The sequence below is a fragment of the Amycolatopsis sp. NPDC004772 genome, assembly GCF_053601215.1.
Map to the genome: position 1 here is coordinate 73,346 of NZ_JBSGBK010000004.1, position 24,950 is coordinate 98,295.

Below are 24,950 nucleotides of genomic sequence, written 5' to 3' on the forward strand. Positions count from 1 at the left end.
CCGGTCGAAAATTCTCCAGCGGCAGGATTCTTACCGAAGGGGCGCGAAGATCAGCCGCTCTTGCTGCGAGTCTTCCGCGGCTGCCGGCTCTCCGCCCGCATCGCCCGCATGTCTAGAAAAGCGACGACGCCGGACACCAGCGCCGCGAACAACCCGACGAACCGGCCCAGTCCGGGTCTGATGGCGACCCCCGCGGCCTCGAAGATGCCGCGGTGGTCGGCGTCGAACTCCCAGTCCAGCGTGACCCAGCCCAGCACCATCAGCAGCAGCGAAGCCGCGGCGACGACCAGCCACAGCTGCGGCAGCCCGCTGACGCGCACAGTCCGGATTCGCCCGAAAACGACCACGACCAGCCCGGCCAGCAGCAACGGCAGCGGCGGGCACCAGGCGAAGAAGCTCGAGTGCCACGCGTCGCGGACGACGTCACCCTGAGGCAGCTGCGCGAGGATGTCTTCGATGTCCGGCCTGGTGGCGGTCAGCGTGGTCCACGGCAGGAACGTCGACCCCAGCGCGAGCAGCCCGGCCGCCAGGCCGAGCCACTCGCGCCAGGTGACGCTTTTGACGAATCCCGGCAACGTCAGGAACCGACGCGCTCGATGATCAGCTCGCGCACGCGCTTGGCGTCGGCCTGCCCCTTGGTCGCCTTCATGACCGCACCGACGATGGCGCCCGCCGCGGCGACCTTCCCGCCGCGGATCTTGTCCGCGACGTCCGGCTGCGCCGCCAGGGCCTCGTCGATCGCCGCGAGCAGCGCCGAGTCGTCCGAGACGACCTTCAGCCCGCGCTTCTCGACGACCTCCCGCGGCTCACCCTCGCCGGCGAGCACGCCCTGGACGACCTCCTTGGCGAGCTTGTTCGTCAGCTCACCGGACGACACGAGCCCGATGACCTCGGCCACCTGCTTCGGCGTGATCGGCAGGTCGGTCAACTCGACCTCGCGCGCGTTGGCCTCCTGGGCGAGGGTGTTGACCCACCACCCGCGGGCCTCGTCCGGCGAAGCACCGGCCTCGACGGTGGCCGCGACGAGGTCGACCGCACCGACGTTCAGCAGATCACGCAGGGCTTCGTCGGAAAGTGACCATTCCTGCTGGATCCGCTTCCGCCGCTCCGAGGGCATCTCCGGCAGCGTCCCGCGCAGCTCCTCGACCCATTCACGCGACGGCGCGATCGGGACCAGGTCGGGCTCCGGGAAGTACCGGTAGTCCTCGGCGGTCTCCTTCGTCCGGCCCGACGACGTGGTGCCGTCGGCCTCCTGGAAGTGCCGCGTCTCCTGCTTGATCGAACCGCCCTCGGCGAGGATCGCCGCCTGCCGCGTCATCTCGTAGCGGACGGCGCGCTCGACGCTGCGCAGCGAGTTGACGTTCTTCGTCTCGGTGCGCGTCCCGAACTCGGTCGCGTCCTTCGCCATCAGCGAGACGTTCGCGTCGCACCGCAGCGAACCCTGGTCCATCCGGACGTCCGACACGTCGAGGGCGCGGAGCAGGTCGCGCAACGCGCTCACGTAGGCCCGCGCGACCTCGGGCGCCCGCTCACCGGTGCCCTCGATCGGCTTCGTCACAATTTCGATCAACGGCACGCCGGCCCGGTTGTAGTCGAGCAGCGAGTGCTCGGCACCGTGGATCCGGCCGGTGGCGCCGCCGACGTGCAGCGACTTGCCGGTGTCCTCCTCCATGTGCGCGCGCTCGATCTCCACGCGCACGACCTCGCCGTCGTCGAGCGTGACGTCGAGGTAGCCGTTGAAGGCGATCGGCTCGTCGTACTGCGACGTCTGGAAGTTCTTCGGCATGTCCGGGTAGAAGTAGTTCTTCCGGGCGAACCGGCACCACTCGGCGATCTCGCAGTTGAGCGCGAGACCGATCCGGATGGCCCCCTCGACGGCCTTGCCGTTGACCGCCGGCAGCGCGCCGGGGAGTCCGAGGCAGGTCGGGCAGACCTTGGTGTTCGGCTCGCCGCCGAACTCGTTCGGGCAGCCGCAGAACATCTTCGTGTTGGTGTTCAGCTCGACGTGCACTTCGAGCCCGAGGACGGGGTTGAAGCGTTCGATGACGTCGGCGTAGTCCATCAACTCGGCCACGGCAGTCACTTCGTTCCTCCCAGCTCCGGGACCTTGTGGATGAGCGCCCCGCCGGCGGCGGCGTCGCGAGCGGCCTCGTAGGCGGCGCCGACCCGGTAGAGCCGGTCGTCGGCGAGCGCCGGGGCCATGATCTGCAGCCCGACCGGCAGCCCGTCCTCGTCGGACAGCCCGCTCGGCACGCTCATGGCGGCGTTGCCGGCGAGGTTCGACGGGATCGTGCACAGGTCGGCGAGGTACATCGCCATCGGGTCGTCGACGCGCTCGCCGATCTTGAACGCCGTGGTCGGCGTCGTGGGCGAAACGAGGACATCGACCTGTTCGAAGGCGGCGTCGAAGTCACGCGTGATGAGCGTGCGCACCTTCTGCGCCGAGCCGTAGTAGGCGTCGTAGTAGCCGGACGACAACGCGTAGGTGCCCAGCATGATCCGCCGCTTGACCTCGGCGCCGAAGCCCTTCTCGCGCGTCAGCGACATGACCTCTTCGGCGCTGTGCGTGCCGTCGTCGGCGACGCGCAGGCCGTAGCGCATGGCGTCGAACCGCGCGAGGTTCGACGAGCACTCGCTCGGCGCGATCAGGTAGTAAGCGGGCAGCGCGTAGACGAAATGCGGACAAGAGACCTCGACGACCTCGGCGCCCAGCGTCCGCAGCTGCTCGACCGCGGCCTCGAACGACCGCAGCACGCCCGGCTGATAACCGTCGCCGCCGAACTCCTTCACGACGCCGACCTTGACGCCCTTCAGGTCACCGTTCGCGCCCTGGCGCGCAGCGGCGACGACGGGCGGCACCGGCGCGTCGATGGACGTCGAGTCCCGCGGGTCGTACCCGGCGATGACCTCGTGCAGCAGGGCGGCGTCGAGCACCGTCCGCGCGCAGGGCCCGGCCTGGTCGAGCGAGGACGAAAAAGCGACGAGGCCGTAGCGGGACACCCCGCCGTAGGTCGGCTTGACCCCGACGGTGCCGGTGACGGAGCCGGGCTGCCGGATCGACCCGCCGGTGTCGGTGCCGATGGCGATGGCGGCCTCGAATGCCGCGATCGACGCCGACGAGCCGCCGCCCGACCCGCCTGGGATGCGGGCGTGGTCCCACGGGTTGTGCGTCGGGCCGTACGCCGAGTTCTCGGTCGACGAGCCCATGGCGAACTCGTCCATGTTCGTCTTGCCGAGGATGACGACACCGGCCTCGCGCAGCTTGCGCGTCACCGTCGCGTCGTACGGGGGCAGCCAGCCTTCGAGCGTTTTCGAACCACAGGTCGTCGGCACGCCCTCGGTGGTCAGGACGTCCTTGAGCGCGAGCGGCACGCCGGCCAGCGGCGACGCGGGCGCCTTGCCCTCGGCGAGGCCTTCGTCGACGGCCTTGGCCGCGGCCAGCGCGCCCTCGGTGTCGACGTGCAGGAACGCGTGGATGTGGTCGTCGACCTCGGCGATCCGGTCCAGGTGGGCCCGGGTGACCTCGACCGCGGACACCTCGCGCGCGTGGATCTTGCCCGCCAGCTCGGCGGCGGTCAGTTTGATGAGCTCGGTCACTGCTCTTCCCCCAGAATCCGCGGCACCCGGAACCGGCCCTCTTCGGCGGCCGGCGCACCGGCCAGCGCCTGCTGCTGCGTCAGCCCGGGGACGACGACGTCCTGTCGGAAGACATTCGTCAGCGGCACGGCGTGCGACGTGGGCGGCACGTCGGCGGCGGCGACCTCGCTCACCTTGGCCACCGAGTCCAGGATCTGGTCGAGCTGGCCGGCGAAGACGTCGAGTTCGTCGTCGGTCACGGCCAGCCTGGCCAGCTTCGCGAGGTGCGCGACCTCGTCTCGGGAAATGTTGGGCACGCGGGTGACTCCCGGGTTGTGCTGTGCGGGTTGTCTCGGAAGCTGCAAGTCTATGGTGGCGGCGCGGGCGGACTCGACTGGGTTACGCCCGGCGCAGGCCGGCTGCCGTCCGGCGACGCTCACATCCCGCCCGGCGGACAGCAGGTCCCGCGAGCCGGGTGGGTCTGTCACAATCGGCGACCGGCATCGAGCGTCCCACGGCAAGGCTGGGACGCCAGAGGTGAGAGGGGCGCGTGGTGTCGTTCCTGATCCGGGTCCTCCTTCCGGACAGCCCGGGGACCCTCGGCGCGGTCGCCACGGCGCTCGGCACGGTAGGCGCCGACATCCTCAGCGTGGACGTCGTCGAGCGCGGCAGCGGGGTCGCCGTCGACGACCTGGTGGTCGAGCTCCCGTCGGGCCGCCTGCCCGACGCGCTGATCACGGCCGCGGAGAGCGTCGAGGGCGTCGAAGTGGACGCGGTCCGTCCCTACGCGGGCGTCCTGGACACGCACCGCGAGCTCGAGCTCGTCGAGGAAATCGCCGCGCAGCCGAAGTCCGGGCTCGACATCCTCGCCGAGGGCGTCCCCCGCATCGTGCGCGCCGGCTGGGCGATGATCGTCGAGCATTCGGAGACCGGCGCGGTCCGGCTGGCGTCATCGAGCGCGGCCCCGGAGACCCCGATCACCGACCTGCCCTGGCTGCCGCTGGAACGCGCAACGGTCCTCGACAGCGAGGAAGCCTGGATCCCGGAGACGTGGAAGGAGCTCGGCACCGAGCTCGCCGCGACCCCGCTCGGCAAGCCGGGCAAGGCACTGCTCGTCGCCCGGCCAGGCGGCCCGAACTTCCGCGCCGCCGAGGTCGCCCGACTCGCCCACCTCGCCGGCATCGTCGCGGTCGTCCTCGACGGTTAGCCCTCGCGCGTCGTCGAAAAGGGACGAACCCTTCACGGGTTCGTCCCTTTTCGACAAGGCCCAGGTCAGACGTCGATTTGAGAGGCGATGAGCGTGATGTTCGGGAACGGCCGCCAGTCCCGTTCGGCCAGGCGCGTGAGCCCGAGACGCTCGTAGAGCCGGTGCGCGCTGTGCATCCGGTCGAGGCTGCTCAGCACCACCTTCCGGAGCCCCAGGGCGCGTGCGCGGTCGAACACGGCTTTGACTCCAGCTCTCCCGGACGCGAGATCTCGGCGTACTCGGACCCCGGGTGCACGACGGTCACGGTGCCGAGCACCTCACCCGCTCCGTCCACTGCGACGAGGACCTCGACTCACCCCTCCGCTCCCCCAGCTTCTTCTGCGGCGGTCTCATCGCCGGTCGGCAGCGCCACCTCCCGCGCCGCTTCGGGGCCCTGCTCCAGCAGGACGCGGAAGCCGGCCTCGTCGAGCACCGGCACCTTGAGCTGAACCGCCTTGTCGTATTTCGAACCAGGCGCATCCCCGACGACGACAAACGCCGTCTTCTTCGACACGGACCCAGCGGCCTTGCCACCGCGCGCCATGATGACTTCCTTCGCCTCGTCGCGGGAGAACCCGTCGAGCGAGCCCGTCACCACGATCGACAGCCCCTCGAGGTGGCGCGGGATCGACTCGTCGCGTTCCTCCTCCATCCGCACGCCGGCCCGTCGCCATTTTTCGACGATCTCCCGGTGCCAAGCGACCTCGAACCACTCCTGCGTCGCGTGGGCGATGGTCGGGCCGACGCCGTCGACCGCCGAAAGCTCCTCCTCGGTGGCCTGCTCGATCCGCTCGATCGAACCGAACTCACGGGCCAGCGCCTGCGCCGCGGTCGGCCCGACGTGCCGGATCGACAGGGCGACCAGCACCTTCCACAGCGGCCTGTCCTTCGCGGCATCGAGGTTGGCGAGCAGCTTCCGCGCGTTCGCCGACAGCTCGCCGGCCTTGGTCCGGAACAGTTCGACTTCGGCGAGGCTGTCTTCGTTCAAATCGAAGACGTCGCCCTCGTCGGCGACGACCCGTGCGTCGAGCAACGCGACCGCCGCCTCGTACCCGAGGACCTCGATGTCGAAGGCGCCGCGCCCGGCCAGGTGGAACAGGCGCTCCCGCAGCTGCGCGGGGCAGAACCGCGTGTTCGGGCAGCGGATGTCCTTGTCGCCTTCCTTCTGATAGGCGAGCTCGGTACCGCATTCCGGACAGTGGGTGGGCATGACGAACTCGCGTTCGTCGCCCGTGCGCGCGTCCACCACCGGCCCCAGCACCTCGGGGATGACGTCGCCGGCCTTCCGGATGACGATCCGGTCGCCGATGAGCACGCCCTTGCGCTTGACCTCCTCCTGGTTGTGGAGGGTGGCCCTGGCCACGGTCGACCCCGCGACCGTCACCGGCTCGGTGACGGCGAACGGCGTCACCCGACCGGTGCGGCCGACGCCGACCTGGATGTCGAGCAGTGTGGTGATCGCCTCTTCCGGCGGGTACTTGTAGGCGATCGCCCAGCGGGGCGCGCGCGAGGTCGTGCCCAGCCGCCGCTGCAACGCCACCTGGTCGACCTTGATGACGACGCCGTCGATCTCGTGCTCGGCGTCGTGCCGGTGCTCGCCCCAGTAGGCGATGTGCGCTGTGAGCTCGTCAGCCGAGGTCAGAACCTTGCTGTGCGGCGACACCGGCAGCCCCCACGCGGCCAGCGCGTCGTAGGCCTCCGATTGACGCTGCGGCTCGAAGCCCTCGCGCTTGCCGAGTCCGTGGCAGATCAGCCGCAGCCGACGCTCGCGAGTGATCTTGGGGTCTTTCTGCCGCAGCGAGCCGGCCGCGGTGTTGCGCGGGTTCGCATACGGCGGCTTGCCGGCTTCGACCATCTTCGCGTTCAGCTCGAGGAAGTCCTCGACACGGAAGAAGACCTCGCCGCGCACCTCGACCAGGGTGGGCACCGGGAACTCGTCGGTGCCTGCCAGCGTCAGCGGCACCTGGTCGAGGGTGCGGACGTTGAGCGTGACGTCCTCGCCGGTCCGGCCGTCACCGCGCGTGAGCGCCCGGGTCAGGTGGCCGTTTTCGTACAGGAGGTTGATCGCCAGACCGTCGATCTTCAGCTCGGCGAGGAATTCGGTGCGCCCGACTTCCTTCTCGACGCGTTCCACCCATGCCAGGAACTCGTCCGGGTCGAATACGTTGTCGAGGCTGAGCATGCGCTCGAGGTGGTCGTGCGCGGTGAACTCCGTCGAGAACGTGCCCCCGACCCGCTGGGTCGGCGAATCGGGCGTGACCAGCGCCGGGTGCTCGTCCTCGAGCCGCTGCAGCTCGCCCAGCAGCTCGTCGAACTGTCCGTCCGAGATGATCGGCGAGTCCAGGACGTAGTAGCGGAACTGGTGGTCGCGCAGCTCCTCGGCGAGAGCGCTGTGCCGCTCGCGCACGTCGGCCGGGACGTCGGTGACGTCCTCCGCGGCCACCGGGGCGTCGACCGCCGCAACCTGGTCCTGGGGAAGTTCGGTGCTGCTCACGGGTGGTAACCCTAGCCGGAGGTACCGACATTTTCGTCCGGTCCGCTGCCCAGTCCGCGGACCAGTTCACGGAACTCCAGAAGGGTGATGGAGCCGGCCGGTTCGGCCTCCGCGGTCTCGACGCGCCGTAACCGTTCGGCGGCGAGTCGTTCACCCAATGTCGCGTCGAGCGGCAGAAAGGTCATGGTCCGCCGGGTCGCGTCGTCGAGGTCGCCGAAGCGTGGGTGGAAAACGGCGACGTCGACCACGTGCTCGTCGTCGTCCACCTGCGCGACGACCCGGACGTCGGCCAGCGCGATCCGGTGCTCGCCGAGGTTGACCGTGACTTCGGTCGGATCGGGCACGGGTGGAACCGAGTCGTGGTACTCCCAGATCGCGTCGTCCGGCGGCGCGGCAGCGCGCCACGCGTCGGTGAACGGCCGTACTTCGGGGTCTTCCTGACCGGTCACGACCAGGGCGTAGATCGCCTGGCGACCACGTTCGAGCGAGAAGTGCAGGCGCGGGTGCAGCGCCTCGACCAGCTGGCAGAGCTCATACTCGACGCGGTGCGGCTCCCCCTCGCCGAGAGCCGCGCTCACCATCGGGAGCAGCTCGAACCAACCGTGCCAGAACGCCTCCGCGGCGGCGGCCGGGTCGTCCGGCACGGGTTGCTCGGGCCACGCTGTGCGCGGGTCGGGCGGATCGGCGGGAGCGTTCTTGCGGCGGAACAGACGCATGGTTTCGGGTGGTCCTCGTTCGGTCGGCTACCTCGCCAACGCTACTTGCCAGCGAAGGCGAACGTCGGTGAGTCGCCGGATTTCGTCACCAGCCCTCCGGCGGTTCCACGAAGGCTTTGCCGAGGTCCCGTGTGAGCGAGAGGGCACGGCGCATCCATTCCGGAGTCGCACCGGCGAGACCGCAGGCGGGCGTCGGCACCGCCCGTTCGGCGAGGACGCTGCGGTTGAATCCGAGCCGGTCGGCCAGCCGGAACGCCGGCTCACCGACGTCCTTCAGACTCGGTGCGGCCCCGGACGCCGTGGCCGGCACCGCGCCGAGGAACAGCGTTGCCCCGCCGTCCCACACTTCGCCGATCTCGTCGAGGAACGCGGCGGAGGCACCGTCGAGCGCGGCGAGGTCGAAGGCCAGGGCGTCCGCTCCCGCCTCGCGCAGAAGACCGAGGGGCGGTTTTGCAGCGCAGCAGTGCAGGATCACCGGGCGATCGGTGATCCGCCGGGCGCCGTCGATGACCGTGGTGAGCAGCTGACGAGCCTCGGGCGCCGGCACCGCGGCGACGTTCCCGTATCCGGACGGCGTCGAAAGGCTGCCGGCCAGCACCGCGGGCAACGACGGTTCGTCGAACTGGACCACCACCGGCGCGCCGGTCCTGGCTCGGACTTCCGCGACATGCTCCGCGAGGCCGTCCAGCAGGGACGACGTGAAGTCTCGCAAGGCCCCGCGGTCGGTGAGCACCCGATGCCCCCGGGGCAGCTCGATTCCGGCTCCGAGGGTCCACGGCCCGGCCACCTGGACCTTGAAGACCGGCGGCGTGACACCGGCCTTTTCACGCGCCTCTTGCACGGCGTCGAGATCCCAGCGAAGCAGATCGACGGCCCGGCGATGCTCGTGCCCTGGCCGGGAGGCAACGCGGTAACCACTCGGCACGACGTCGACGGCCAGGTCGACGAGCAGGGCGGCGGTCCGGCCGAGCATGTCCGCGCCGACGCCGCGAGCCGGCAGCTCGGGCAGGTGCGGGAAGTCGGGCAGTTCCCCGAACACGACTGCGGCCGCTTCGGCTGGATCGGTGCCCGGCATCGAGCCGATCGCCGTCGCGGCTCCACTGGGCCAGATTCGCTCACTCACGACCACCGATTCTGGTCGATCTCCGAGGACGAACACCGGCCGGGGCACCGCGATGCGGACATTCACCGCATTTCCCTTGACTGGCACCATGAGCTCGTCCGCGACGTTAGGCTGACCGGCCATGACGAGTTCGCCACCGCAGCCGGGCTGGTACCCGGACGCGCGGGACCCCCGTCTGCACCGATGGTGGGACGGCCAGGCTTGGACCGCCGACACCCGGCCGGCTCATGCCTTCCCACCGCCGAGCGATTCCGAGCCGATCGAGCTGGACATCGAGCGCGCCCACGACCCGGCCCGGATCCAGAACCAGGTCAATCGCGCGACACGCGGCCGAGGCGGCACGCGCGCCGGGGGCGGAACCCTGTTCAGCGAACCGGTGCTCGTGGTCAACCAGCGCGCCAAGCTGATCGAGATGGCCAACGAATTCGGCGTCTTCGACCAGCACGGCAACCAGCTCGGCGGGGTCGTCGAGGTAGGCCAGAGCACGCTGAAGAAGGCGATCCGGCTGCTGACCAACTACGACCAGTTCCTGAACCACAAGTTCGAGGTCCGCGACGCCAACCACAGCACCGTCCTCAAGGTGACCCGGCCGGCGAAGGTGTTCAAGTCGCGGTTCCTGGTCACCCGCGCTGACGAGACGCCGATCGGCGAGATCGTCCAGGAGAACGTCTTCGGCAAGATCCGGTTCGGCTTCATCGTCGACGGCCAGACGGTCGGCGGGATCTTCGCCGAGAACTGGCGCGCCTGGAACTTCTCGATTCGCGACCACGCCGGCACCGAGGTCGCCCGGGTGACCAAGACCTGGGGCGGGTTCCTCAAAGCCGCCTTCACCACGGCCGACAACTACGTCGTAGAGATCCCCCACCCGCTGCCGGATCCGCTCGCCAGCATGGTGGTCGCCGCGGCCTTGACGATCGACACCGCCTTGAAGCAGGACACCGACTGAGCAAGTGACCGGCGTCTCATCTCCTCCCGGTGGACAGCAGGCCCGGCACGGCTCAGGGTGAAGAAAGGCCGGGACGCCGCAGTCTCGCCGGGACGGAGGTCACCGTGGAACCGTTGCCGGAAAGCAGCGACAGGAACTGGACCGAGCCCGGGATCTACGAGGTCTCGTCCGGCGTCTACCGGATCCCGTTGCCGCTGCCCAACGACGCCCTGCGCGCGGTCAACGTCTACGCGGTCACCGACGGGGAGAAACTGGTCCTGGTCGACTCCGGCTGGGCGTTGACCGTGGCGCGGCAACAGCTTGCCGAAGCCCTGAGCGGGATCGGCGCCGAACTCGCCGACGTCAGCGAGTTCCTCGTCACCCACGTGCACCGGGACCACTATTCGCAGGCGGTGGTCCTCCGTCGTGACTTCGGCTCGAAGATCGCCCTCGGCCAGGACGAAGAGCCGTCGCTCAAGGCGTCCGGCAATCCTGACCGCCTGCCGATGGAAGCCCAGGTCGACCTGTTGTTCCAGGCCGGGGCCGGCGAAGTCGTGGAAGCGCTGGCCCAGCAGTTCGGCACAAACCGCCGGCACACGGAAGCCAACCTTTGGGAGGCTCCTGACGAATGGCTGACGCCAGGGCCGAGGTCAATCCTGCCCGGGCGCGAATTCGACGTCGTCGCCACCCCGGGACACACTTCCGGGCACGTCGTCTTCGTCGACGACACTGCCGATCTGTTGTTCTCCGGCGACCACGTGCTGCCGCACATCACGCCCTCGATCGGGTTCCAGCCGGTGCCGGCCGAGCTGCCGCTCAACGACTTCATCGACTCCCTTCGCCTGGTGCGGGCCATGCCGGACCGCCGCATGCTTCCGGCGCACGGCCCGGTGTCCGAAAGCGTGCACACTCGGGTCGACGAACTGCTGGAACACCACCGTCAGCGGCTCGAGACGATCGCCTCGCAGATCGTGGCCGGCGCGACCAGCGCGTACGAGGCCGCGCACCGGATCGGCTGGACCCGCCGCAACCGCAAACTGTCCGAAATGGACTCGTTCAATCAGATGCTCGCGGTCCTGGAAACCGCGGCGCACCTCGACCTCCTAGTGTCGCAAGGAAAACTGAAGGCCCAGGTTGTCGACGGCATTCGCCGTTACGCGCTGCCCTGAGACACGCGGTCAGCACTGCGCGTAGCCGCCCCGTTGCAGCTAGGCCCACCCTCCAACCTGCTGCATACTGGGTGAAATGGAGGTCATCAGACGCGCCCGGGCAACGGACATCGAGGCGCTCGTACGCCTGTTCGGCGCTCCGGGCGAACCATTGGCAGTCGCGCTCCGGGAACTCATGAACACTCCGCACGTCACGCTGGTCGTCGCCGAGGACGACAACGGCGTCGCGGGCACTGCACAGCTGACGCTGCTCCGGGGCCTCGCCTGGGACGGCGCGCCCCGCGGCCTGCTCGAAGGCATCCGCGCCGCCCGACGCGGAGTGACCAGCGCGCTCCTGACCTGGGGCATCGACGAAGCCCGTCGGCGCGGTTGCACGCGCATCCATCTCGACTCCGGGCTGAACCGCGGCGACCTACGAGACTTCTACGGACGCTTCGGTTTCGAGTACAGCTACCAGGGATTCACCCGCGTCCTGTGATACTGGCGTCGTGGCCGACTACACCATCCGCAAGGCACAGCGTGAAGACATCGGCGCCATCGTGCACATGCTGGCGGACGACCAACTCGGCGCCGCCCGGGACGACCCCGGCGACCTCGACCCATACCTACGCGCCTTCGACGAGATCGACGCGGATCCCCATCAGCTTTTGATCGTCGTCGCGTTCGACGACAAGCCGGTCGGCACCTTGCAGCTGACGATCATTCCAGGCCTCGCCAGGCGCGGCGCGCTCCGAGGCCAGATCGAGGCCGTCCGAATCCACGCCGACCATCGGGGCACCGGACTGGGAGCCGATCTCGTCCGCTGGGCGATCGACGAATCGCGGCGGCGCGGGTGCGCCCTCGTGCAACTCACGTCGGACACGTCCCGGGCAGAAGCGCACCGGTTCTACGAGCGCCTCGGATTCGTACCCAGCCACACAGGATTCAAGCTCAAGCTCTAGGCAGCAACGACTATCAAGCACACAGCGGCTGCGCTCATCCACTTTGGACACTGGTACTCCTTCGTTCGCGAAGCGGATGTCCATACCTGCGCACGATCCCGAAGCAACGGCGATTCGTCAAGCGAATGGCACGAATGGACCGTTCGCTCCCTTTCGATGACTTTCCTTGCGAGCCGTCGTACCGTCGTGCTCATGACATCTTCACAACCGATCCGCAACCTCGTCCCTGCACCCACCCAGAGCGCCGACGGCGAGCTTCCCTTCGTACTCCCCTTCGTGCTGCGATCGATTCGCGCCAACCCGAACACGTTGCAGCGCATGAAAGACGAGCAGGTCGTCGATCTGATCCGCGACACCGACGCGGAAATCTCGAAGCTGCAAGCACTTCAATTGAGAGCGATCGCCGACCTGAGCGTACGCCGGAGACGGGCGCCCAGCGCGTCATCCGAAGTCGCGTTGGCCTTGTCCATAACGGAACACCGCGCCAGCGCCATCGTTTCTGCGGCCAACGCGTTGATCGCCCGCCTTCCCCGCATGCTGAACCTGATGGACGACGGCCGGCTCGACCTCTACCGCGCCATGAAGGTCACCGACGCGACGTCATGGCTGTCTGGAGACCATGTGCGCGTCGTCGACGAGACGCTCGAGGACCGCGTTCCGGGCCGGAATGCCACCCAGGTCCGCCGTGCCGCGGCCTACGCAGCTGCACAGGCCGACCCCGAGGGCGCAGCGCTCCGCAATGAGCGGAAGCTCGTCGAGCGGCGGCTCACCCTGCACCATCAGGACACCGGCGTGACCCATCTGTCGGTCAACAATGCACCTACCGAGAAGGCGACCGCCGCCTACGCTCGCGTCGACCAGGCCGCCCGGGCGTTGAAGACGCCGGACGAACCGCGAACACTGGACCAGCTCCGCGCAGACGTGGCCATCGATCTGCTGCTCAGCGGTACCGGAGGGCCGAGCGAACGCACCGAGGTCTTCCTGCACATCGACCTGGCCACCTACCTCGGCCTCAACCAGACTCCGGCAGCATTGTCCGGTCGCGGACCCATCGCGGCTGCGCTGGCTCGACAGATCATCGGCGGCCCTGGCACGACGCTGCGCCGGGTGCTTACCGACCCGCGAACGGGTCACGCGGCCGAACTGTCGCCGACGCGCTACCCGATCGATCAGAACGAGTTCATCCGGGTTCGCGACCAAGAGTGCCGGCACCCGGGATGCACCCGTCCTGCACAGAGTTGCGGGGTCAAAGCGACTCCCGCGAAGGGTGAGGCCGAAGGCATTGCAGACCAGGCAGTTACCTTCTGCTCGCGGCACAGCAAGCTGACGGGACTGCCTGGCTGGGACTACGAAGTCACGCCAGACGGCACTGTCAACGTCACTACGCCGACGGGCCAGGTCCAATCGACAACGCCGCCATCAATGCACCCCGGCCGACGGTCGAACCGGCCGCGGAAGTGATCAGCGGGTGCCTGAAATCTTCGCGCTGCCGAGGACGACGTCTCCACCGTCGGGATCGGGTCGGTAGAGAACGACGACCTGCCCCGGAGCAACTCCGCGCAGCGGCTCGCGCAAGTGCACGGTCATGGTGTCGTTGTCCACGTCGGCGACCGCATCCACGATGCCTCCGTGAGCCCTGACCTGGACGACGCATTCGGTGGGTTCGGTCAGCGGCCGGCCGCTGGGCCAGATCGCGCGCTCAGCTTCGATCACCTTGACGCCGAGCCCGGCCGCGGAGCCGACCTTTACGGAACCCGACACCGGTTCGAGCGAAAGAACGTATCGAGGACGACCATCCGGCGCCGGAGCGTCGATGCCCAGGCCCTTCCGCTGGCCGACCGTGAAACCGTGCACCCCGGTGTGCCGGCCGAGCACCGCACCCGTTTCGGCGTCAACGAGCTCGCCGGGACGTTGCCCCAGCCGGTTTTCCAGGAACTTCTTGGTGTCGCCGTCCGGAATGAAACAGATGTCATGGCTATCCGGCTTATTGGCGACGGACAAGCCTCGCCGCTCCGCTTCCGCCCGCACGTCGGTCTTCCACGATCCGCCCAGGGGGAACATCGCGTGGCTGAGCTGTTCCGGTGTGAGCGACGCGAGCACGTAGGACTGGTCCTTGCCGCTGTCCGCACTACGACGTAACTCAGGCACACCGTCGACCACGGCGAGACGCGCGTAGTGGCCTGTCGCGACCGCATCGAATCCGAGCGCCATCGCCTTTTCGAGCAGTGCTTCGAACTTGATCTTCTCGTTGCAGGTGACGCAGGGGTTCGGGGTGCGCCCGGCGGCATACTCGCCGACGAAGGTTTCGACAACCTCTTCGGTGAAGCGCTCGGCGAAATCCCAGATGTAGATAGGGATTCCGAGGATGTCAGCGGCCCGCCGGGCGTCGTGCGAGTCCTCGATCGTGCAGCATCCGCGCGAGCCGGTCCGCAGAGTCCCCGGCTCGGCCGACAGGGCCAGGTGCACGCCGACGACGTCGTGCCCGGCGTCGACCGCGCGCGCCGCGGCGACCGCCGAGTCCACTCCTCCGCTCATCGCGGCCAAAACCCGCATTTTCTTACACCTCTTGCTTCTGGGTCTGCTTGCGCATTCCGGCGAGGCCGGCCTGCCGGGCGCGCATGACGACGCCACCGATCTCCGCAGCCACGGCCTCGACGTCCGCGGCGGTGGAAGTGTGGCCGAGAGAGAACCGGAGGGAACCACGAGCCGCCGCCGGGTCGGCACCCATGGCGAGCAGAACGTGGCTCGGTTGGGCGACGCCAGCTGTGCACGCGGATCCTGTCGAGCATTCGATGCCTTTGGCGTCGAGCAGCATCAACAGGCTGTCTCCAGCGCACCCGGGAAAAGTGAAGTGGGCATGGCTGGGCAGCCTTTCGCCGTCTCCACCGTTCAGTACGGCATCGGGAACCTCGCGTTGGACAGCCTCGACGAGCTCGTCCCGGAGTTCCTCGACGCGCTTCGCGTACTCAGGTCGGGTCGCGACGCTGATTCGGACAGCAGCGGCAAATCCCACGATCGCCGGGACGTCCAAGGTGCCTGAGCGGACGTTGCGCTCCTGGCCTCCGCCATGCAGCAAAGGGGCACAAGGCACGTCACGTCCGAGCAGAAGCGCTCCCACTCCGAATGGGCCGCCGAGCTTGTGTCCGGTGAGGGTGAGTGCGGCGGCGCCACTGGCGGCGAAATCCACCGGAGCAGCCCCGACGGCCTGGACGGCGTCTGTGTGGAACGGGATGTCGAACTCGGCGCACACTGCCGCCAGCTCGGCGATCGGGTTGATCGTGCCGACCTCGTTGTTTGCCCACATCACGGTGGCCAACGCCACATCCTCGGGATCCGCGGCGATGGCCGCCCGGAGGCCTTCAGGCGACACCCGGCCCTGGCTGTCGACGTCGAGCAAAGTGACTTCGGCGCCGCTGTGGGCCTCGAGCCATTCCACGGTGTCGAGCACGGCGTGGTGCTCTGCGGCACCGCACAAGATGCGGCGACGCTGCTTCCGCTCGCTGCGGCGGGCCCAGTAGATGCCCTTGATCGCGAGGTTGTCGCTCTCGGTGCCTCCACCGGTGAAGATCACCTCGGAGGGCCGAGCCCCCAGTGCCTCGGCGATGGTTTCGCGGGCTTCTTCGACCATCCGCCGAGCTCTCCGGCCCGAAGAGTGCAGCGCCGAGGCGTTGCCCACGGTGGACAGCGCCTCGGTCATCGCCGCTATGGCTTCGGGCAACATCGGAGTGGTTGCCGCATGGTCGAGATAGGTCATCGCTGTTCCAGGGTAGTCCGCTCCAGCGCGTGACGAAGTCCACCCTGGCTCTGGAAGTGGGCTGTCACACCTTTGACGGCCACCGCCCGGTCAGCCGGACACCCACCATCGCGAGAGCGACCAATGCCACCGTGAGCAGGGCCATCGCCGGCGACGGGTCGAGAACCGAGCCGACCACCCCGAGCAGCACACCACCCAGGCCGATGAGCAGGGCGGAGCCGACCCAGTCCGCGAGCTGCATCGCTGACGTGTTGAATCCTCGCTCGCCTTCGGGCGAGTAGCGGAGGAGAAGGACCGAGATCGCGGGCATCGCGATCCCCATACCTGCGCCGCCCACCGCGCAGGCCACGAATGCGATCCACCCGGGGAACCACGGCTGCGAAACCAGGCCGAAGCAGACCAGGCCTGCCGCGACCAGCCAGAATCCGGTACGCAGCGATGCCTCCCTCGACCAGCCGAGGTAGCGGCCTTGGGCCGCCGACGCCGCGGACCAGCCCAAAGCCGTGATCGTCAGCGGCAGGCCCGCTAAAGCGGGGCTGTAACCGTGGACCGCGCTCATCGTCAGCGGGAGGTATGCCTCCATCCCGGCGTAAGCCCCGGCGATCAGGGCTCGGGAAGCGATGACCGTCGGCAGGCCAGGGCGGGCAGTCAACGTCCCGGCCGGCAATAGGGTGCGGAGCGCGTAACCCAGCGCGATCAGCCCGACCGCGCCGTAGCCGAGCGCGACCAGCGACTGGTGCTGAGCCGCCCAGGTCAACGCCGCGACGCCGAGTGCGGCGATGATCGCTTGGGCCACGCTCGCCCGTCGGCCGCCCGGGGCAGGTTCGTGCGCGGATAAGCGCCGGACGACCACGACCAGCATGAGCACGCCGACGGCCACGAGCGGGACCAAGCCGAGGAAGACCCAGCGCCAGCCGATGCTGACCGTCACGACTCCGGCCACCGACGGCCCGATGACCGCAGGCAGGACCCAGGCGGCCGCATTCGCGGCGTAGATGACCGGGCGTTCGTGGTCGGTGAACGTCAGCGCGATCAGGAGCGAGACCGAGACGAGCAGCAGCCCCGAGCCGAAACCCTGTAGCGCGCGGCCGAGGAGGAGCATCGGCATTCCGGTCGCCGTCCCCGCGACCACGAGACCGGCCGCAAAAAGCAACGGCCCGGCGAGTAGGGCCGGCGCCGGGCCGCGGCGGTCACCGATCCGGCCCGACAGCACCGTCGCGACCACGCTGGAGATCAGGAAGATCGTGAACGGCCACGAATAGAGCGACAGCCCGTGGAGGTCGGCGACCAGGGTGGGCATCGCCGTCGCCACGCCCATGCTCTCGAACGCGACCAAAGTGACCACGAGCAGCAGCGCGATCGTGGTCAGCCGGTGTTCCGCGCTCCAGAGCACACTGCGGCGACGGGGTGCGGAGTCGATCGTCGAGGCCATGATCAGCAGCGTGCAACCTCCAGTCCGCTGGAGGTCAAGGCGGCTCAGGCTGACCGGTGCACCGGCTCCAGCGGCAGGTCGCGAGCCAGCGCGGCCGCTTCGCCGCGGGAAGTCACGTCCAGCTTGTCGAGGATGTTGCGGACGTGGAACTTCACCGTGTGCTCGCTGAGCTGCAGTTGTTCGGCGATCTGCCGGTTGCGCAAGCCCTGGGAGATGCCCGACAGGACCTCCAGTTCGCGCGGGTTGAGCCGGTCGAGCGGACGCAGCTCCGGCGGTTCGGCCACGCCGAGCGGAAGGACTGCGGTGACCGTCGTGCCCCAGGCCGGCACGGCGTCGACCTCCCAGTGGCCGCCCAAGGCCGTGAGCCGCTCGGTCAGGCCTCGGGGCGGGACTGCGTCGGCGACTTCGGGACAGTCGTCGCGGACGGTGATCCGCAACACCGTGCCGTCCACGCGCCAAGACGCCCTCAAGCGGGTGGTCGCGGGGCGGTCCAAGGCCGCGAGCACCAGGCCGCGGGTCAGGGTGCGTGCCGTGTGGGCGATGTCCTGCGGGAGGGACGCGTCGCCGATCGGGTCGATGAGGTCGACGTCGACCTCCGTGTGCCGGATCAGGTCGACCAGCTGGGTCTTGAGGACGGTGAACGCCGCGGCCGTCTCTTCCGCGGACAGGGCCTGGTCACGGTTGACGACGCCTTTGAGCTCGAGCAGGGCGTCGGCGGCGAGGTCGACCGCGGTGCGGCGGGCGACGGCGTCGGAGAGCCGGCCGGAGCGGAGGACCGACAGGAGTGTCACCAGGGTTGCCGCGTGCGTCTGGCCGAGGTCGGTGATCGCCTGAGCGCGTGCCGACGCCGCGGCGAGGCTGCTGGCCAGGACGTCCGGCCCCGGATCCGTCGCCCGCTGGCCCGCGTCGGTGCTGACGATGTGCCACAGCCGGGCCGCCAGCTCCAGCTCGGCGGACGGCGGCTCGGCGGCCTCCGGCACCACGGCGATCACCGCGCCCTGGCCGACCGCCGGTGTCGAAGCGAGCAGGACCAGGCGGCGCTCGACGCCACCGAGGACGCCGTCGATCAGCAGGGCCTTGTCCGGCTCGCTGCGGTCGGCCAGCCGCTGCAGCTCGACACTCGTCACGGCCTGGGTGATCGCTTCGTCGCCGATGGACTTGAGCGGGCTGCGGGGACAGTCGCCCGTCTGCATCGCCGCCGCTCGGTGCGGGATCAGCTTGCCCAGCTCGGCGGTGAACCGGCTGAGGAACTGGGGCCGCGGTGCCGACAGGAGGTGCTCGACGACGTCCAGCACGTGTCGCGGATCCGACCAGGAAGCGTCCATGGCCTCCAAGGTAGGCGCGACCAGGATCCGGCGACCTGCTCGTCCGGCTAGTGAACACTGCTCGTCCGGACGGTTCGGCGGCTCCGGCGGGCGAGTTGACTTCCCGGGGAGGACATTCGAACCGAAGGTCACGAACCAAGGAGCGAGACATCACCATGCGAGCGATCACCTTCTCCGCATACGGCGGGCCGGAAGTCCTGCAGCTGTCCGACGTCCCGACGCCGGAGCCGGGCCCGGGGCAGGTTCGGCTGGCCGTGCGGGCCGCCGGGGTCAACCCGATCGACTGGAAGATCCGCAACGGCGCCATGCAGCAGAACTTCCAGGTCCCGTTCCCGCACATCCCGGGCCTCGAGGTCGCCGGCGTCGTCGACGCCGTCGGGGAGGGCGCGGACTTCGCCGTGGGCGACGAAGTGTTCGGCTGGTCGGAGACCGGCGCCTACGCCGAGTACGCGCTCGCGCAGACGATCGCGCCGAAGCCCGCGAGCCTTTCGTGGGCGGATGCCGCCGCGCTGCCTGTCGCCGGCGAGACCGCGCTTCGCGTCCTCGGGCTGCTCGGGGTCCGTGAGGGCGAGACGCTGCTGCTCCACGGCGCCAGCGGCACGGTCGGGCGGTTCGCCGCTCAGGTGGCCGTTGCGCAGGGGGTGACCGTCGTCGGGACCGGGGGAAGCCGGAGCCTCGACGACCTCAAGTCGCTGGGCGTCGTGCCCGTCCTCTACGGCGACGGCTGGGTGGAGCGGGTCTGCGAGGCGGCGTCCGGGCCGATCGACGCCGTTTTAGACGCGGCCGGGCACGGGGTGCTGCCGGGGTCCGTCGAGCTGCGGGGTGGCAAGGACCGGGTCGTCACCATCGCCGATGCCGCCGCGTTCGAGCTGGGGATCCCGTTCTCCAGCGGGGGCGAGCAGACCCGGGAGGTCCTCACCGGGATCGCCGGCTGGGTGACCGATCGCGGGGTCGGCATCGCGCAGGGCAAGAGCTATCCGCTGGCCGAGGCGGCCGCGGCGCAGGTCGAAAGCGAGGGCGGGCACCCTGGCGGAAAATTGACCATCGCCGTCGGGTGAGCGAGGGGCCAATCCGGGCCTGTCGCCGGATCGCGGCGACAGGGCCCGGATCACTTCGCGGGAGGCGAAGCCAGTGGGGCCGCCTGACGGCGCGGCGTCCGGCGGCGCTGCTGGACCGGGATCTGCACCGTGCCCAGCGCGGAGTGGACCGCCGACTCGGCGAGGGCGGCCAGTTCGCGGCGGGTTTCCGCGCGGCCCGGGGCGATCTCCGGGCAGACGTGGATCTCGAGTACGAGACCACGCAGGGCCGCGACCCGGCGCAGGGACGCGATCAGCGACTCCGGTCCGATGAACGCCGGGCGGCTTGTCTCGCGGCCGTCGGCGAGGCGGTAGCGCAGCGCGATCGGACGCACCGGGACACCGCCGTCGATGGCCGCCTGGAACGTCGCCGTCGTGAAGCGACCCGAGGCCAGGCCGCACCACGTCGTGCCTTCCGGGGTGACGCTGACCAGGGAACCCGTCCGGAGGGCGTCGGCCAGCGCCGCCATCGTGGCGGGCAGCGTCGTGAGCCGCTCGCGGTCGAGGAAGATGCTGCCGCCTCGGCGGACGAGGCCGCCGAGCACCGGCCAGCCCGCGATCTCCTTCTTGGCCAGTGCGCGCATCGGCCGCAGGGCGTTGATCGCGACGATGTCCAGCCATGAGATGTGGTTGTTGACCACCAGCGCGCCACGGCCGGCGGGCGCGGTCAGGAAGTCGGCGCCCCCTCGGATGTCCAACCGGACGCCGAACGCCCGCAGCATGCCGCGGAAGATCAGCCGGAGCAGGCGCTGGCGGCCCGGGGCGACCAGCAGCAGCGGCGCGGAGACCAGCGCCGCGACGACGACCGAGATCGCCGCCGCGAAGCGCAGGATCCGTCGGGGAAGGCCGACCACCGGGTCGTCGGTGGTCAGGCAGCCGTCGCCGCACGGCGAGGCCGGCATCCAGGCGTGGCTCATCCCTGGGTCCCGAGGAAGAACTTGAGGTACCGCTCGTCGACGTTGTGCAGGTCCAGGAGGACGAAGAAGTCCGCGACGCCGAAGTCGGTGTCGAGCGCGGGCGGTCCGCAGACCTTGGCGCCGAGGCGGACGTAGCCCTTGATCAGCGGCGGCAGCGTGGGCCGCGCCGGGCGTTCGATGCCCGAGGCGTCCCACGGGATCAGCGGCGTGACGCGCGTGCCCTCGTCCGAGTAGTGCTTGGCGCGCAGGACGTCCCACACGCCGGCGGCGAAGGAGCCGTCGTCCACCAGCGGGACGGACGCGCAGCCGGCGAGGTAGCGGTGGCCGGACAAGAGCATGTAGCGGGCGATCCCGGCCCAGACCAAGCTGACGACGGCGCCGCTGCGGTGGTCCGGGTGCACGCACGATCGGCCGGTTTCGACCAGCGACGGGCGGAGGCCGTCGATCGCCGTCAGGTCGAATTCGCTGTCGGCGTAGAGCTTCCCGGCCTGGGCGGCGCGCTCCGGCGGCAGCATGCGGTAGCAGCCGACGATGTCGCCCGTGTTGTCGTCGCGGACGACGAGGTGGTCGCAGAACTCGTCGAACTCGTCGACGTCGAGACCGGGCCGCGGGGAGTGGAGGCGCGCACCCATTTCCTCGGCGAAAACCCGGTGGCGCAGTTTCTGCGCCGCGACCACTTCGTCGTTCGCGTGCGCGACGAGAAGCGAGTACCGGGGGGCGTCGGCGGGGAGCTCGGCACCCGCCTGATCAGTGCTGACGAGGAGCTGTGACGTCGTCATGGTCAAGGTGTACCTGCGCGTTGGAAGCCGCGGAGAGTGCCATCCGATGACCGATTAGTGCACGTTCAGTTAATGGCGGGTTCTCAGGCTTCTCTCAGGTCCCGAAAACGCGCGAGGGGCCTCCCGGGAAGTCCCGGAAGGCCCCTGCGAGCTGGGGAATCAGCCCTTGCGCTTCTCGACCGCCTCGGTCAGCTGCGGCGCGACGTTGAACAGGTCGCCGACGATGCCGAAGTCGGCGATCTCGAAGATCGGCGCCTCCGGGTCCTTGTTGACGGCGATGATCGTCTTCGACGTCTGCATGCCGGCGCGGTGCTGGATCGCGCCGGAGATGCCGAGCGCGATGTACAGCTGCGGCGACACGGTCTTGCCGGTCTGGCCGACCTGGAACTGCGCCGGGTAGTAGCCCGAGTCGACAGCGGCACGCGAGGCGCCGACAGCCGCGCCGAGCGAGTCGGCCAGCTTCTCGACGACGTCGAACTTCTCCGCCGAGCCGACGCCGCGGCCACCGGAGACCACGATCGAGGCCTCGGTCAGCTCCGGGCGGTCGCCGCCGGTGACCGGCTCGACGCCCGTGATGCGAGTCGCCTTGGCCGCGTCGACCGCGGGGAGCTCGACGGTCTCCTCGGCCGCCGCGCCCTCGGCCGGCTCGGCCTCGACCGCGCCGGGGCGGATCGAGACGACCGGCGCGCCCTTGGCGGACTTGGACTTGACCGAGAACGCACCACCGAAGATGGACTGGTCGATGACGCCGTCGCCGTTGACGCCCACGGCGTCGTAGATCAGGCCGGAGCCCAGGCGCACGGCCAGGCGGGCTGCGACCTCCTTGCCCTCACCGCTGGCGGTGACGAGCACGGCGGCCGGGGACGCCTGCTGCGCGAGCGCGGCGAGCACGTCGACCTTGGGCGTGACCAGGTAGTTCGCGGCGTCGTCGCCTTCCGCGACATAGACCTTGGCGGCGCCGTGCGAGGCCAGCGACTGCTTCGCCTTGGCGGCGGTCCCGGTCGGGCCGACGACGACGGCCGACGGCTCACCGAGCGCGCGGGCGGCGGTCAGCAGCTCGAGCGTGACCTTCTTGACCTCACCGTCGACGTGGTCGACGAGGACGAGTACTTCAGCCATGTTCTTGTTCCTCCTCGAAGAGCCGTTGTCAGATGAGCTTCTGGCCGACCAGGTACTCGGCGACCTTGGTGCCGCCGTCACCCTCGTCCTCGACCTTTTCGCCGGCGGTGCGCGGCGGCTTCGGCGAGGACTCGGTCACCGCGGACCAGGCGTTGGCGAGACCGACCTCGCCCGCGTCGACGCCGAGGTCGGCGATGGTGAACGTCTCGACCGGCTTCTTCTTCGCGGCCATGATGCCCTTGAAGGACGGGTAGCGCGGCTCGTTGATCTTCTCGCCGACGCTCACGATCGCGGGCAGGCTCGCCTCGAGGTGGGTCAGGCCGTCCTCGGTCTCGCGGGTGGCCTTGAGCGTCGAGCCGTCGACGGTCAGCTCACGCACGTAGGTGACCTGCGGCAGGCCCAGCAGCTCGGCGAGGATCGCCGGGATGGCGCCACCGCGGCCGTCGGACGACTCGTTGCCGGCGATGACCAGGTCGAAGCCCTCGACCTTGCCGATCGCGGCGGCGAGCACCTTGGCGGTGGCGATCGCGTCGGAGCCGTGCAGGGCCTCGTCGGAGACGTGGATGGCCTTGTCGGCGCCCATGGACAGCGCCTTGCGGATGGCGTCGGTCGCGCGGTCGGGGCCCACCGAGATCACGGTGACCTCGCCCTCGCCGGCTTCCTTGATCTTCAGCGCCTCTTCGACGGCCTTCTCGTTGATCTCGTCGAGCACGGCGTCGGCGGATTCGCGGTCAAGGGTGTGGTCGGACCCGTTGAGCTTCCGCTCCGAGTAGGTGTCCGGTACCTGCTTGACCAGGACGACGATGTTGGTCATGGGTCTGCTTCGACCTCCCGGTTCGTGGCCCGCGGTCGACCACGGGACAGTGCTCTACTGGCCGGTAGATTAGGGCCAATCGGCGCGCAGGACCCGTCGAGGTGACGCCATTCACCTGGATGCGCAATCTATTGGGACCATCGTCCCGGTAGTCGACCGGTTACCCCACCCGAACTGCCGTTCGTCCGATCGGACCAACCACGGCCTACTGGTGGTGGGTGTCAGGCATTAACCTCCCCCACCATGCCCGCGCGCATCGCCGTCATCACCGACTCGAGCTCCTGCCTGCCCGACCTCGTCGCTTCTCGCTGGGCCATCGGTGTCGTCCAGATCCAGCTGAGCCTGGGTAGCCACTACGACGACGAAAACCGCTTCGACCGCGGCGAAGTGATCGACGCCATGAGAGCCGGGCAGGTGATCACCACGGCGCCCCCGGACCCGGGGGCGTTCTTCTGGACCTACCAGGAAGCGGCCGCCGCCGGCGCGACCGCGATCGTCAGCATCCACATCTCCGGCAGCATGTCCGACACCGTCCGCGCGGCCCGGGAGGCCGCCCAGCAGGTCCGCATCCCGGTGCACGTCCTGGACAGCCGGACCACCGGCATGAGCCTCGGCTTCGCCGCCGTGTCCGCCGCACGGGCGGCCGCGGCCGGCGGGGACGCCGGCCGGGTCATCGAGGCCGCCGAACGCCGGTGCGCGACCAGCACCGAGTTCATCTACGTCGACACCCTCGAGTACCTCCGCCGCGGCGGCCGGATCGGCGCCGCGCAGGCGATGCTCGGTAGCGCGTTTTCGATCAAACCGCTGCTCACGGTCAAGGACGGCGAGGTCGCACCGCTCGCCCGCGTCCCCGGTACGCGGCGCGCTCTGGCCAAGATGGTCGATCTCGCGGTCAAGAAGTCCGGCGGGTTCCGCGCCGACATCGCCGTGACCCGGTTCGGCGCCAGCGACCACGAGCTGGAGATCGGCCGGCAGATCGAACGCCGGGTACCCGCGATGGCCGAGAGCATGGTCGTCGAAGCGAGCACGGTCATCGGCGCGCACCTGGGCCCCGGTGCGCTCGGCATCACGGTGTCGCCGGTGGGCTGACCCGGCGTCCCGGGACCGCCAGCACGACCAGCGGGACCACGACGCCCAGCGCGGTCGTCGCGATGATCAGCACCTGGTCGATTGGTTCGAAATGCGACACGTGGCCGAGGTGTTAGAGAAAGTGCGGCAGGCCGAACAGTAGCCCCGCCACGCCGGCGAGCCGCGCGACCGCTGTGGTGCCGATCACGGCGGCGCCGATCAGGAGCGCGGCGAGCGTCAGGTTGAGGCCGCCGAAGTCGCGCAGGAGGTGCTCGTTGAACGGCCCGTCCATCGCCACCCAGCCGGTGCGGAAGCCGGGAAAGTCCTGGTAGAAGCCGGTGGGTGAGACCAGTGGCCAAATTCCGACCACGGCCTCGACCAGGCCGAAGAAGACGAGCAGTACGCGGGTGATGGTCCGTTGCATGACCACGGAACGAGAGGGCCGGACCGGATGTGACACCCGCTAGGGTCGCGGA

Annotated in this window: 24 protein-coding genes and 1 pseudogene; 8 read left to right on the forward strand and 17 right to left on the reverse strand. The window is 69.5% G+C overall.

Going from position 1 to position 24,950, the window contains the following annotated elements:
* Positions 1-50: 50 nt before the first annotated feature.
* Genes ACWEF6_RS03970 through gatC form a run of 4 tightly spaced genes read right to left on the reverse strand, consistent with a single transcriptional unit; the run spans position 51 to position 3,893 of the window.
* Positions 51-581, reverse strand: a complete 531-nt coding sequence (locus ACWEF6_RS03970) for a hypothetical protein (protein WP_449681644.1) — start codon at positions 579-581, stop codon at positions 51-53.
* The gene (gene gatB / locus ACWEF6_RS03975; protein ID WP_310974689.1) at positions 578-2,083 is read right to left on the reverse strand and encodes an Asp-tRNA(Asn)/Glu-tRNA(Gln) amidotransferase subunit GatB; all 1,506 of its coding nucleotides are present in this window, start codon (positions 2,081-2,083) and stop codon (positions 578-580) included. The genes ACWEF6_RS03970 and gatB overlap by 4 nt, the downstream gene beginning before the upstream one ends.
* Positions 2,080-3,597: an Asp-tRNA(Asn)/Glu-tRNA(Gln) amidotransferase subunit GatA gene (gene gatA / locus ACWEF6_RS03980; RefSeq protein ID WP_449681537.1), complete on the reverse strand. Its 1,518-nt coding sequence runs from the start codon at positions 3,595-3,597 to the stop codon at positions 2,080-2,082. Before gatA ends, gatB begins: the two co-directional genes overlap by 4 nt.
* Positions 3,594-3,893: an Asp-tRNA(Asn)/Glu-tRNA(Gln) amidotransferase subunit GatC gene (gatC, locus tag ACWEF6_RS03985; protein ID WP_086842257.1), complete on the reverse strand. Its 300-nt coding sequence runs from the start codon at positions 3,891-3,893 to the stop codon at positions 3,594-3,596. Before gatC ends, gatA begins: the two co-directional genes overlap by 4 nt.
* Before the next feature lie 236 nt (positions 3,894-4,129).
* Here gatC and ACWEF6_RS03990 point away from each other — a divergent pair, with 236 nt between their 5' ends.
* A complete protein-coding gene (locus ACWEF6_RS03990) occupies positions 4,130-4,783 on the forward strand; it encodes an ACT domain-containing protein (RefSeq protein ID WP_043781008.1) in 654 nt (217 codons plus the stop codon).
* Between the two features lie 65 nt (positions 4,784-4,848).
* On the opposite strand, the gene ACWEF6_RS03995 is transcribed toward ACWEF6_RS03990, so the two are convergent.
* The 4 genes from ACWEF6_RS03995 to ACWEF6_RS04010 form a co-directional block, all read right to left on the reverse strand.
* Positions 4,849-5,019, reverse strand: a complete 171-nt coding sequence (locus ACWEF6_RS03995; RefSeq protein ID WP_449681538.1) for a hypothetical protein — start codon at positions 5,017-5,019, stop codon at positions 4,849-4,851.
* A 116-nt stretch (positions 5,020-5,135) separates the two neighbouring features.
* Complete coding sequence (ligA, locus tag ACWEF6_RS04000) at positions 5,136-7,316, reverse strand: NAD-dependent DNA ligase LigA (RefSeq protein WP_449681539.1); 2,181 nt, start codon at positions 7,314-7,316, stop codon at positions 5,136-5,138.
* An 11-nt stretch (positions 7,317-7,327) separates the two neighbouring features.
* A complete protein-coding gene (locus ACWEF6_RS04005; protein ID WP_449681540.1) occupies positions 7,328-8,032 on the reverse strand; it encodes a hypothetical protein in 705 nt (234 codons plus the stop codon).
* Positions 8,033-8,117: 85 nt separating this feature from the next.
* Positions 8,118-9,155 (reverse strand): methionine synthase, encoded by a 1,038-nt coding sequence (locus ACWEF6_RS04010; protein ID WP_449681541.1) that lies wholly within the window; start codon positions 9,153-9,155, stop codon positions 8,118-8,120.
* A gap of 121 nt (positions 9,156-9,276) precedes the next feature.
* On the opposite strand from ACWEF6_RS04010, the gene ACWEF6_RS04015 reads away from it, so the two are divergent.
* The 5 genes from ACWEF6_RS04015 to ACWEF6_RS04035 all read left to right on the forward strand — a co-directional run bounded on the left by ACWEF6_RS04015 (position 9,277) and on the right by ACWEF6_RS04035 (position 13,651).
* Positions 9,277-10,101 carry a phospholipid scramblase-related protein gene (locus ACWEF6_RS04015; RefSeq protein WP_449681542.1) on the forward strand — a complete coding sequence of 275 codons (825 nt, stop codon included), beginning with the start codon at positions 9,277-9,279 and terminating at the stop codon, positions 10,099-10,101.
* A gap of 104 nt (positions 10,102-10,205) precedes the next feature.
* Positions 10,206-11,249: an MBL fold metallo-hydrolase gene (locus ACWEF6_RS04020; RefSeq protein WP_449681543.1), complete on the forward strand. Its 1,044-nt coding sequence runs from the start codon at positions 10,206-10,208 to the stop codon at positions 11,247-11,249.
* A gap of 76 nt (positions 11,250-11,325) precedes the next feature.
* The gene (locus tag ACWEF6_RS04025) at positions 11,326-11,727 is read left to right on the forward strand and encodes a GNAT family N-acetyltransferase (protein ID WP_449681544.1); all 402 of its coding nucleotides are present in this window, start codon (positions 11,326-11,328) and stop codon (positions 11,725-11,727) included.
* Positions 11,728-11,737: 10 nt separating this feature from the next.
* Complete coding sequence (locus ACWEF6_RS04030) at positions 11,738-12,190, forward strand: GNAT family N-acetyltransferase (RefSeq protein WP_449681545.1); 453 nt, start codon at positions 11,738-11,740, stop codon at positions 12,188-12,190.
* Positions 12,191-12,382: 192 nt separating this feature from the next.
* Positions 12,383-13,651, forward strand: coding sequence for a DUF222 domain-containing protein (locus tag ACWEF6_RS04035; RefSeq protein WP_449681546.1), 1,269 nt, complete (start codon positions 12,383-12,385; stop codon positions 13,649-13,651).
* On the opposite strand, the gene mnmA is transcribed toward ACWEF6_RS04035, so the two are convergent.
* From mnmA to ACWEF6_RS04055, 4 genes are all read right to left on the reverse strand, one after another.
* The gene (gene mnmA, locus ACWEF6_RS04040; protein ID WP_449681547.1) at positions 13,652-14,743 is read right to left on the reverse strand and encodes a tRNA 2-thiouridine(34) synthase MnmA; all 1,092 of its coding nucleotides are present in this window, start codon (positions 14,741-14,743) and stop codon (positions 13,652-13,654) included.
* 4 nt (positions 14,744-14,747) lie between these two features.
* Positions 14,748-15,944 (reverse strand): cysteine desulfurase family protein, encoded by a 1,197-nt coding sequence (locus ACWEF6_RS04045; RefSeq protein ID WP_449681548.1) that lies wholly within the window; start codon positions 15,942-15,944, stop codon positions 14,748-14,750.
* 64 nt (positions 15,945-16,008) lie between these two features.
* Positions 16,009-17,376 carry an MFS transporter gene (locus tag ACWEF6_RS04050; RefSeq protein WP_449681549.1) on the reverse strand — a complete coding sequence of 456 codons (1,368 nt, stop codon included), beginning with the start codon at positions 17,374-17,376 and terminating at the stop codon, positions 16,009-16,011.
* A 44-nt stretch (positions 17,377-17,420) separates the two neighbouring features.
* Positions 17,421-18,701, reverse strand: a complete 1,281-nt coding sequence (locus ACWEF6_RS04055; protein ID WP_449681550.1) for a helix-turn-helix transcriptional regulator — start codon at positions 18,699-18,701, stop codon at positions 17,421-17,423.
* Positions 18,702-18,856: 155 nt separating this feature from the next.
* Here ACWEF6_RS04055 and ACWEF6_RS04060 point away from each other — a divergent pair, with 155 nt between their 5' ends.
* Positions 18,857-19,759, forward strand: a complete 903-nt coding sequence (locus ACWEF6_RS04060) for an NADP-dependent oxidoreductase (RefSeq protein ID WP_449681551.1) — start codon at positions 18,857-18,859, stop codon at positions 19,757-19,759.
* Between the two features lie 50 nt (positions 19,760-19,809).
* Here ACWEF6_RS04060 and ACWEF6_RS04065 read toward each other — a convergent pair whose 3' ends face one another.
* The 4 genes from ACWEF6_RS04065 to ACWEF6_RS04080 all read right to left on the reverse strand — a co-directional run bounded on the left by ACWEF6_RS04065 (position 19,810) and on the right by ACWEF6_RS04080 (position 23,406).
* On the reverse strand, positions 19,810-20,694 hold the full coding sequence (locus ACWEF6_RS04065) for a lysophospholipid acyltransferase family protein (protein ID WP_449681552.1): 885 nt from the start codon (positions 20,692-20,694) through the stop codon (positions 19,810-19,812).
* Positions 20,691-21,473 (reverse strand): GNAT family N-acetyltransferase, encoded by a 783-nt coding sequence (locus ACWEF6_RS04070; protein ID WP_449681553.1) that lies wholly within the window; start codon positions 21,471-21,473, stop codon positions 20,691-20,693. The genes ACWEF6_RS04065 and ACWEF6_RS04070 overlap by 4 nt, the downstream gene beginning before the upstream one ends.
* 159 nt (positions 21,474-21,632) lie before the next feature.
* On the reverse strand, positions 21,633-22,592 hold the full coding sequence (locus ACWEF6_RS04075) for an electron transfer flavoprotein subunit alpha/FixB family protein (protein WP_449681554.1): 960 nt from the start codon (positions 22,590-22,592) through the stop codon (positions 21,633-21,635).
* 28 nt (positions 22,593-22,620) lie between these two features.
* Positions 22,621-23,406, reverse strand: a complete 786-nt coding sequence (locus ACWEF6_RS04080; protein WP_449681555.1) for an electron transfer flavoprotein subunit beta/FixA family protein — start codon at positions 23,404-23,406, stop codon at positions 22,621-22,623.
* 243 nt (positions 23,407-23,649) lie between these two features.
* Here ACWEF6_RS04080 and ACWEF6_RS04085 point away from each other — a divergent pair, with 243 nt between their 5' ends.
* A complete protein-coding gene (locus tag ACWEF6_RS04085; protein WP_449681556.1) occupies positions 23,650-24,495 on the forward strand; it encodes a DegV family protein in 846 nt (281 codons plus the stop codon).
* Here the strand turns inward: ACWEF6_RS04085 and ACWEF6_RS04090 are convergent.
* Positions 24,473-24,898: pseudogene (locus ACWEF6_RS04090) on the reverse strand (hypothetical protein). The gene ACWEF6_RS04085 and the pseudogene ACWEF6_RS04090 overlap by 23 nt on opposite strands.
* Between the last annotated feature and the right edge of the window lie 52 nt (positions 24,899-24,950).

Coding starts and splice junctions, on each gene's coding strand:
- ACWEF6_RS04050 (WP_449681549.1), bottom strand. CDS start 17,376: ATGGCCTCGACGATCGACTCCGCACCCCGTCGCCGCAGTGTGCTCTGG.
- ACWEF6_RS04080 (WP_449681555.1), bottom strand. CDS start 23,406: ATGACCAACATCGTCGTCCTGGTCAAGCAGGTACCGGACACCTACTCG.
- ACWEF6_RS04060 (WP_449681551.1), top strand. CDS start 18,857: ATGCGAGCGATCACCTTCTCCGCATACGGCGGGCCGGAAGTCCTGCAG.
- ACWEF6_RS04035 (WP_449681546.1), top strand. CDS start 12,383: ATGACATCTTCACAACCGATCCGCAACCTCGTCCCTGCACCCACCCAG.
- ACWEF6_RS04055 (WP_449681550.1), bottom strand. CDS start 18,701: ATGGACGCTTCCTGGTCGGATCCGCGACACGTGCTGGACGTCGTCGAG.
- ACWEF6_RS04045 (WP_449681548.1), bottom strand. CDS start 15,944: ATGACCTATCTCGACCATGCGGCAACCACTCCGATGTTGCCCGAAGCC.
- ACWEF6_RS04075 (WP_449681554.1), bottom strand. CDS start 22,592: ATGGCTGAAGTACTCGTCCTCGTCGACCACGTCGACGGTGAGGTCAAG.
- ACWEF6_RS04085 (WP_449681556.1), top strand. CDS start 23,650: ATGCCCGCGCGCATCGCCGTCATCACCGACTCGAGCTCCTGCCTGCCC.
- ACWEF6_RS04015 (WP_449681542.1), top strand. CDS start 9,277: ATGACGAGTTCGCCACCGCAGCCGGGCTGGTACCCGGACGCGCGGGAC.
- ACWEF6_RS04070 (WP_449681553.1), bottom strand. CDS start 21,473: ATGACGACGTCACAGCTCCTCGTCAGCACTGATCAGGCGGGTGCCGAG.
- ACWEF6_RS04025 (WP_449681544.1), top strand. CDS start 11,326: ATGGAGGTCATCAGACGCGCCCGGGCAACGGACATCGAGGCGCTCGTA.
- ACWEF6_RS04005 (WP_449681540.1), bottom strand. CDS start 8,032: ATGCGTCTGTTCCGCCGCAAGAACGCTCCCGCCGATCCGCCCGACCCG.
- ACWEF6_RS04065 (WP_449681552.1), bottom strand. CDS start 20,694: ATGAGCCACGCCTGGATGCCGGCCTCGCCGTGCGGCGACGGCTGCCTG.
- mnmA (WP_449681547.1), bottom strand. CDS start 14,743: ATGCGGGTTTTGGCCGCGATGAGCGGAGGAGTGGACTCGGCGGTCGCC.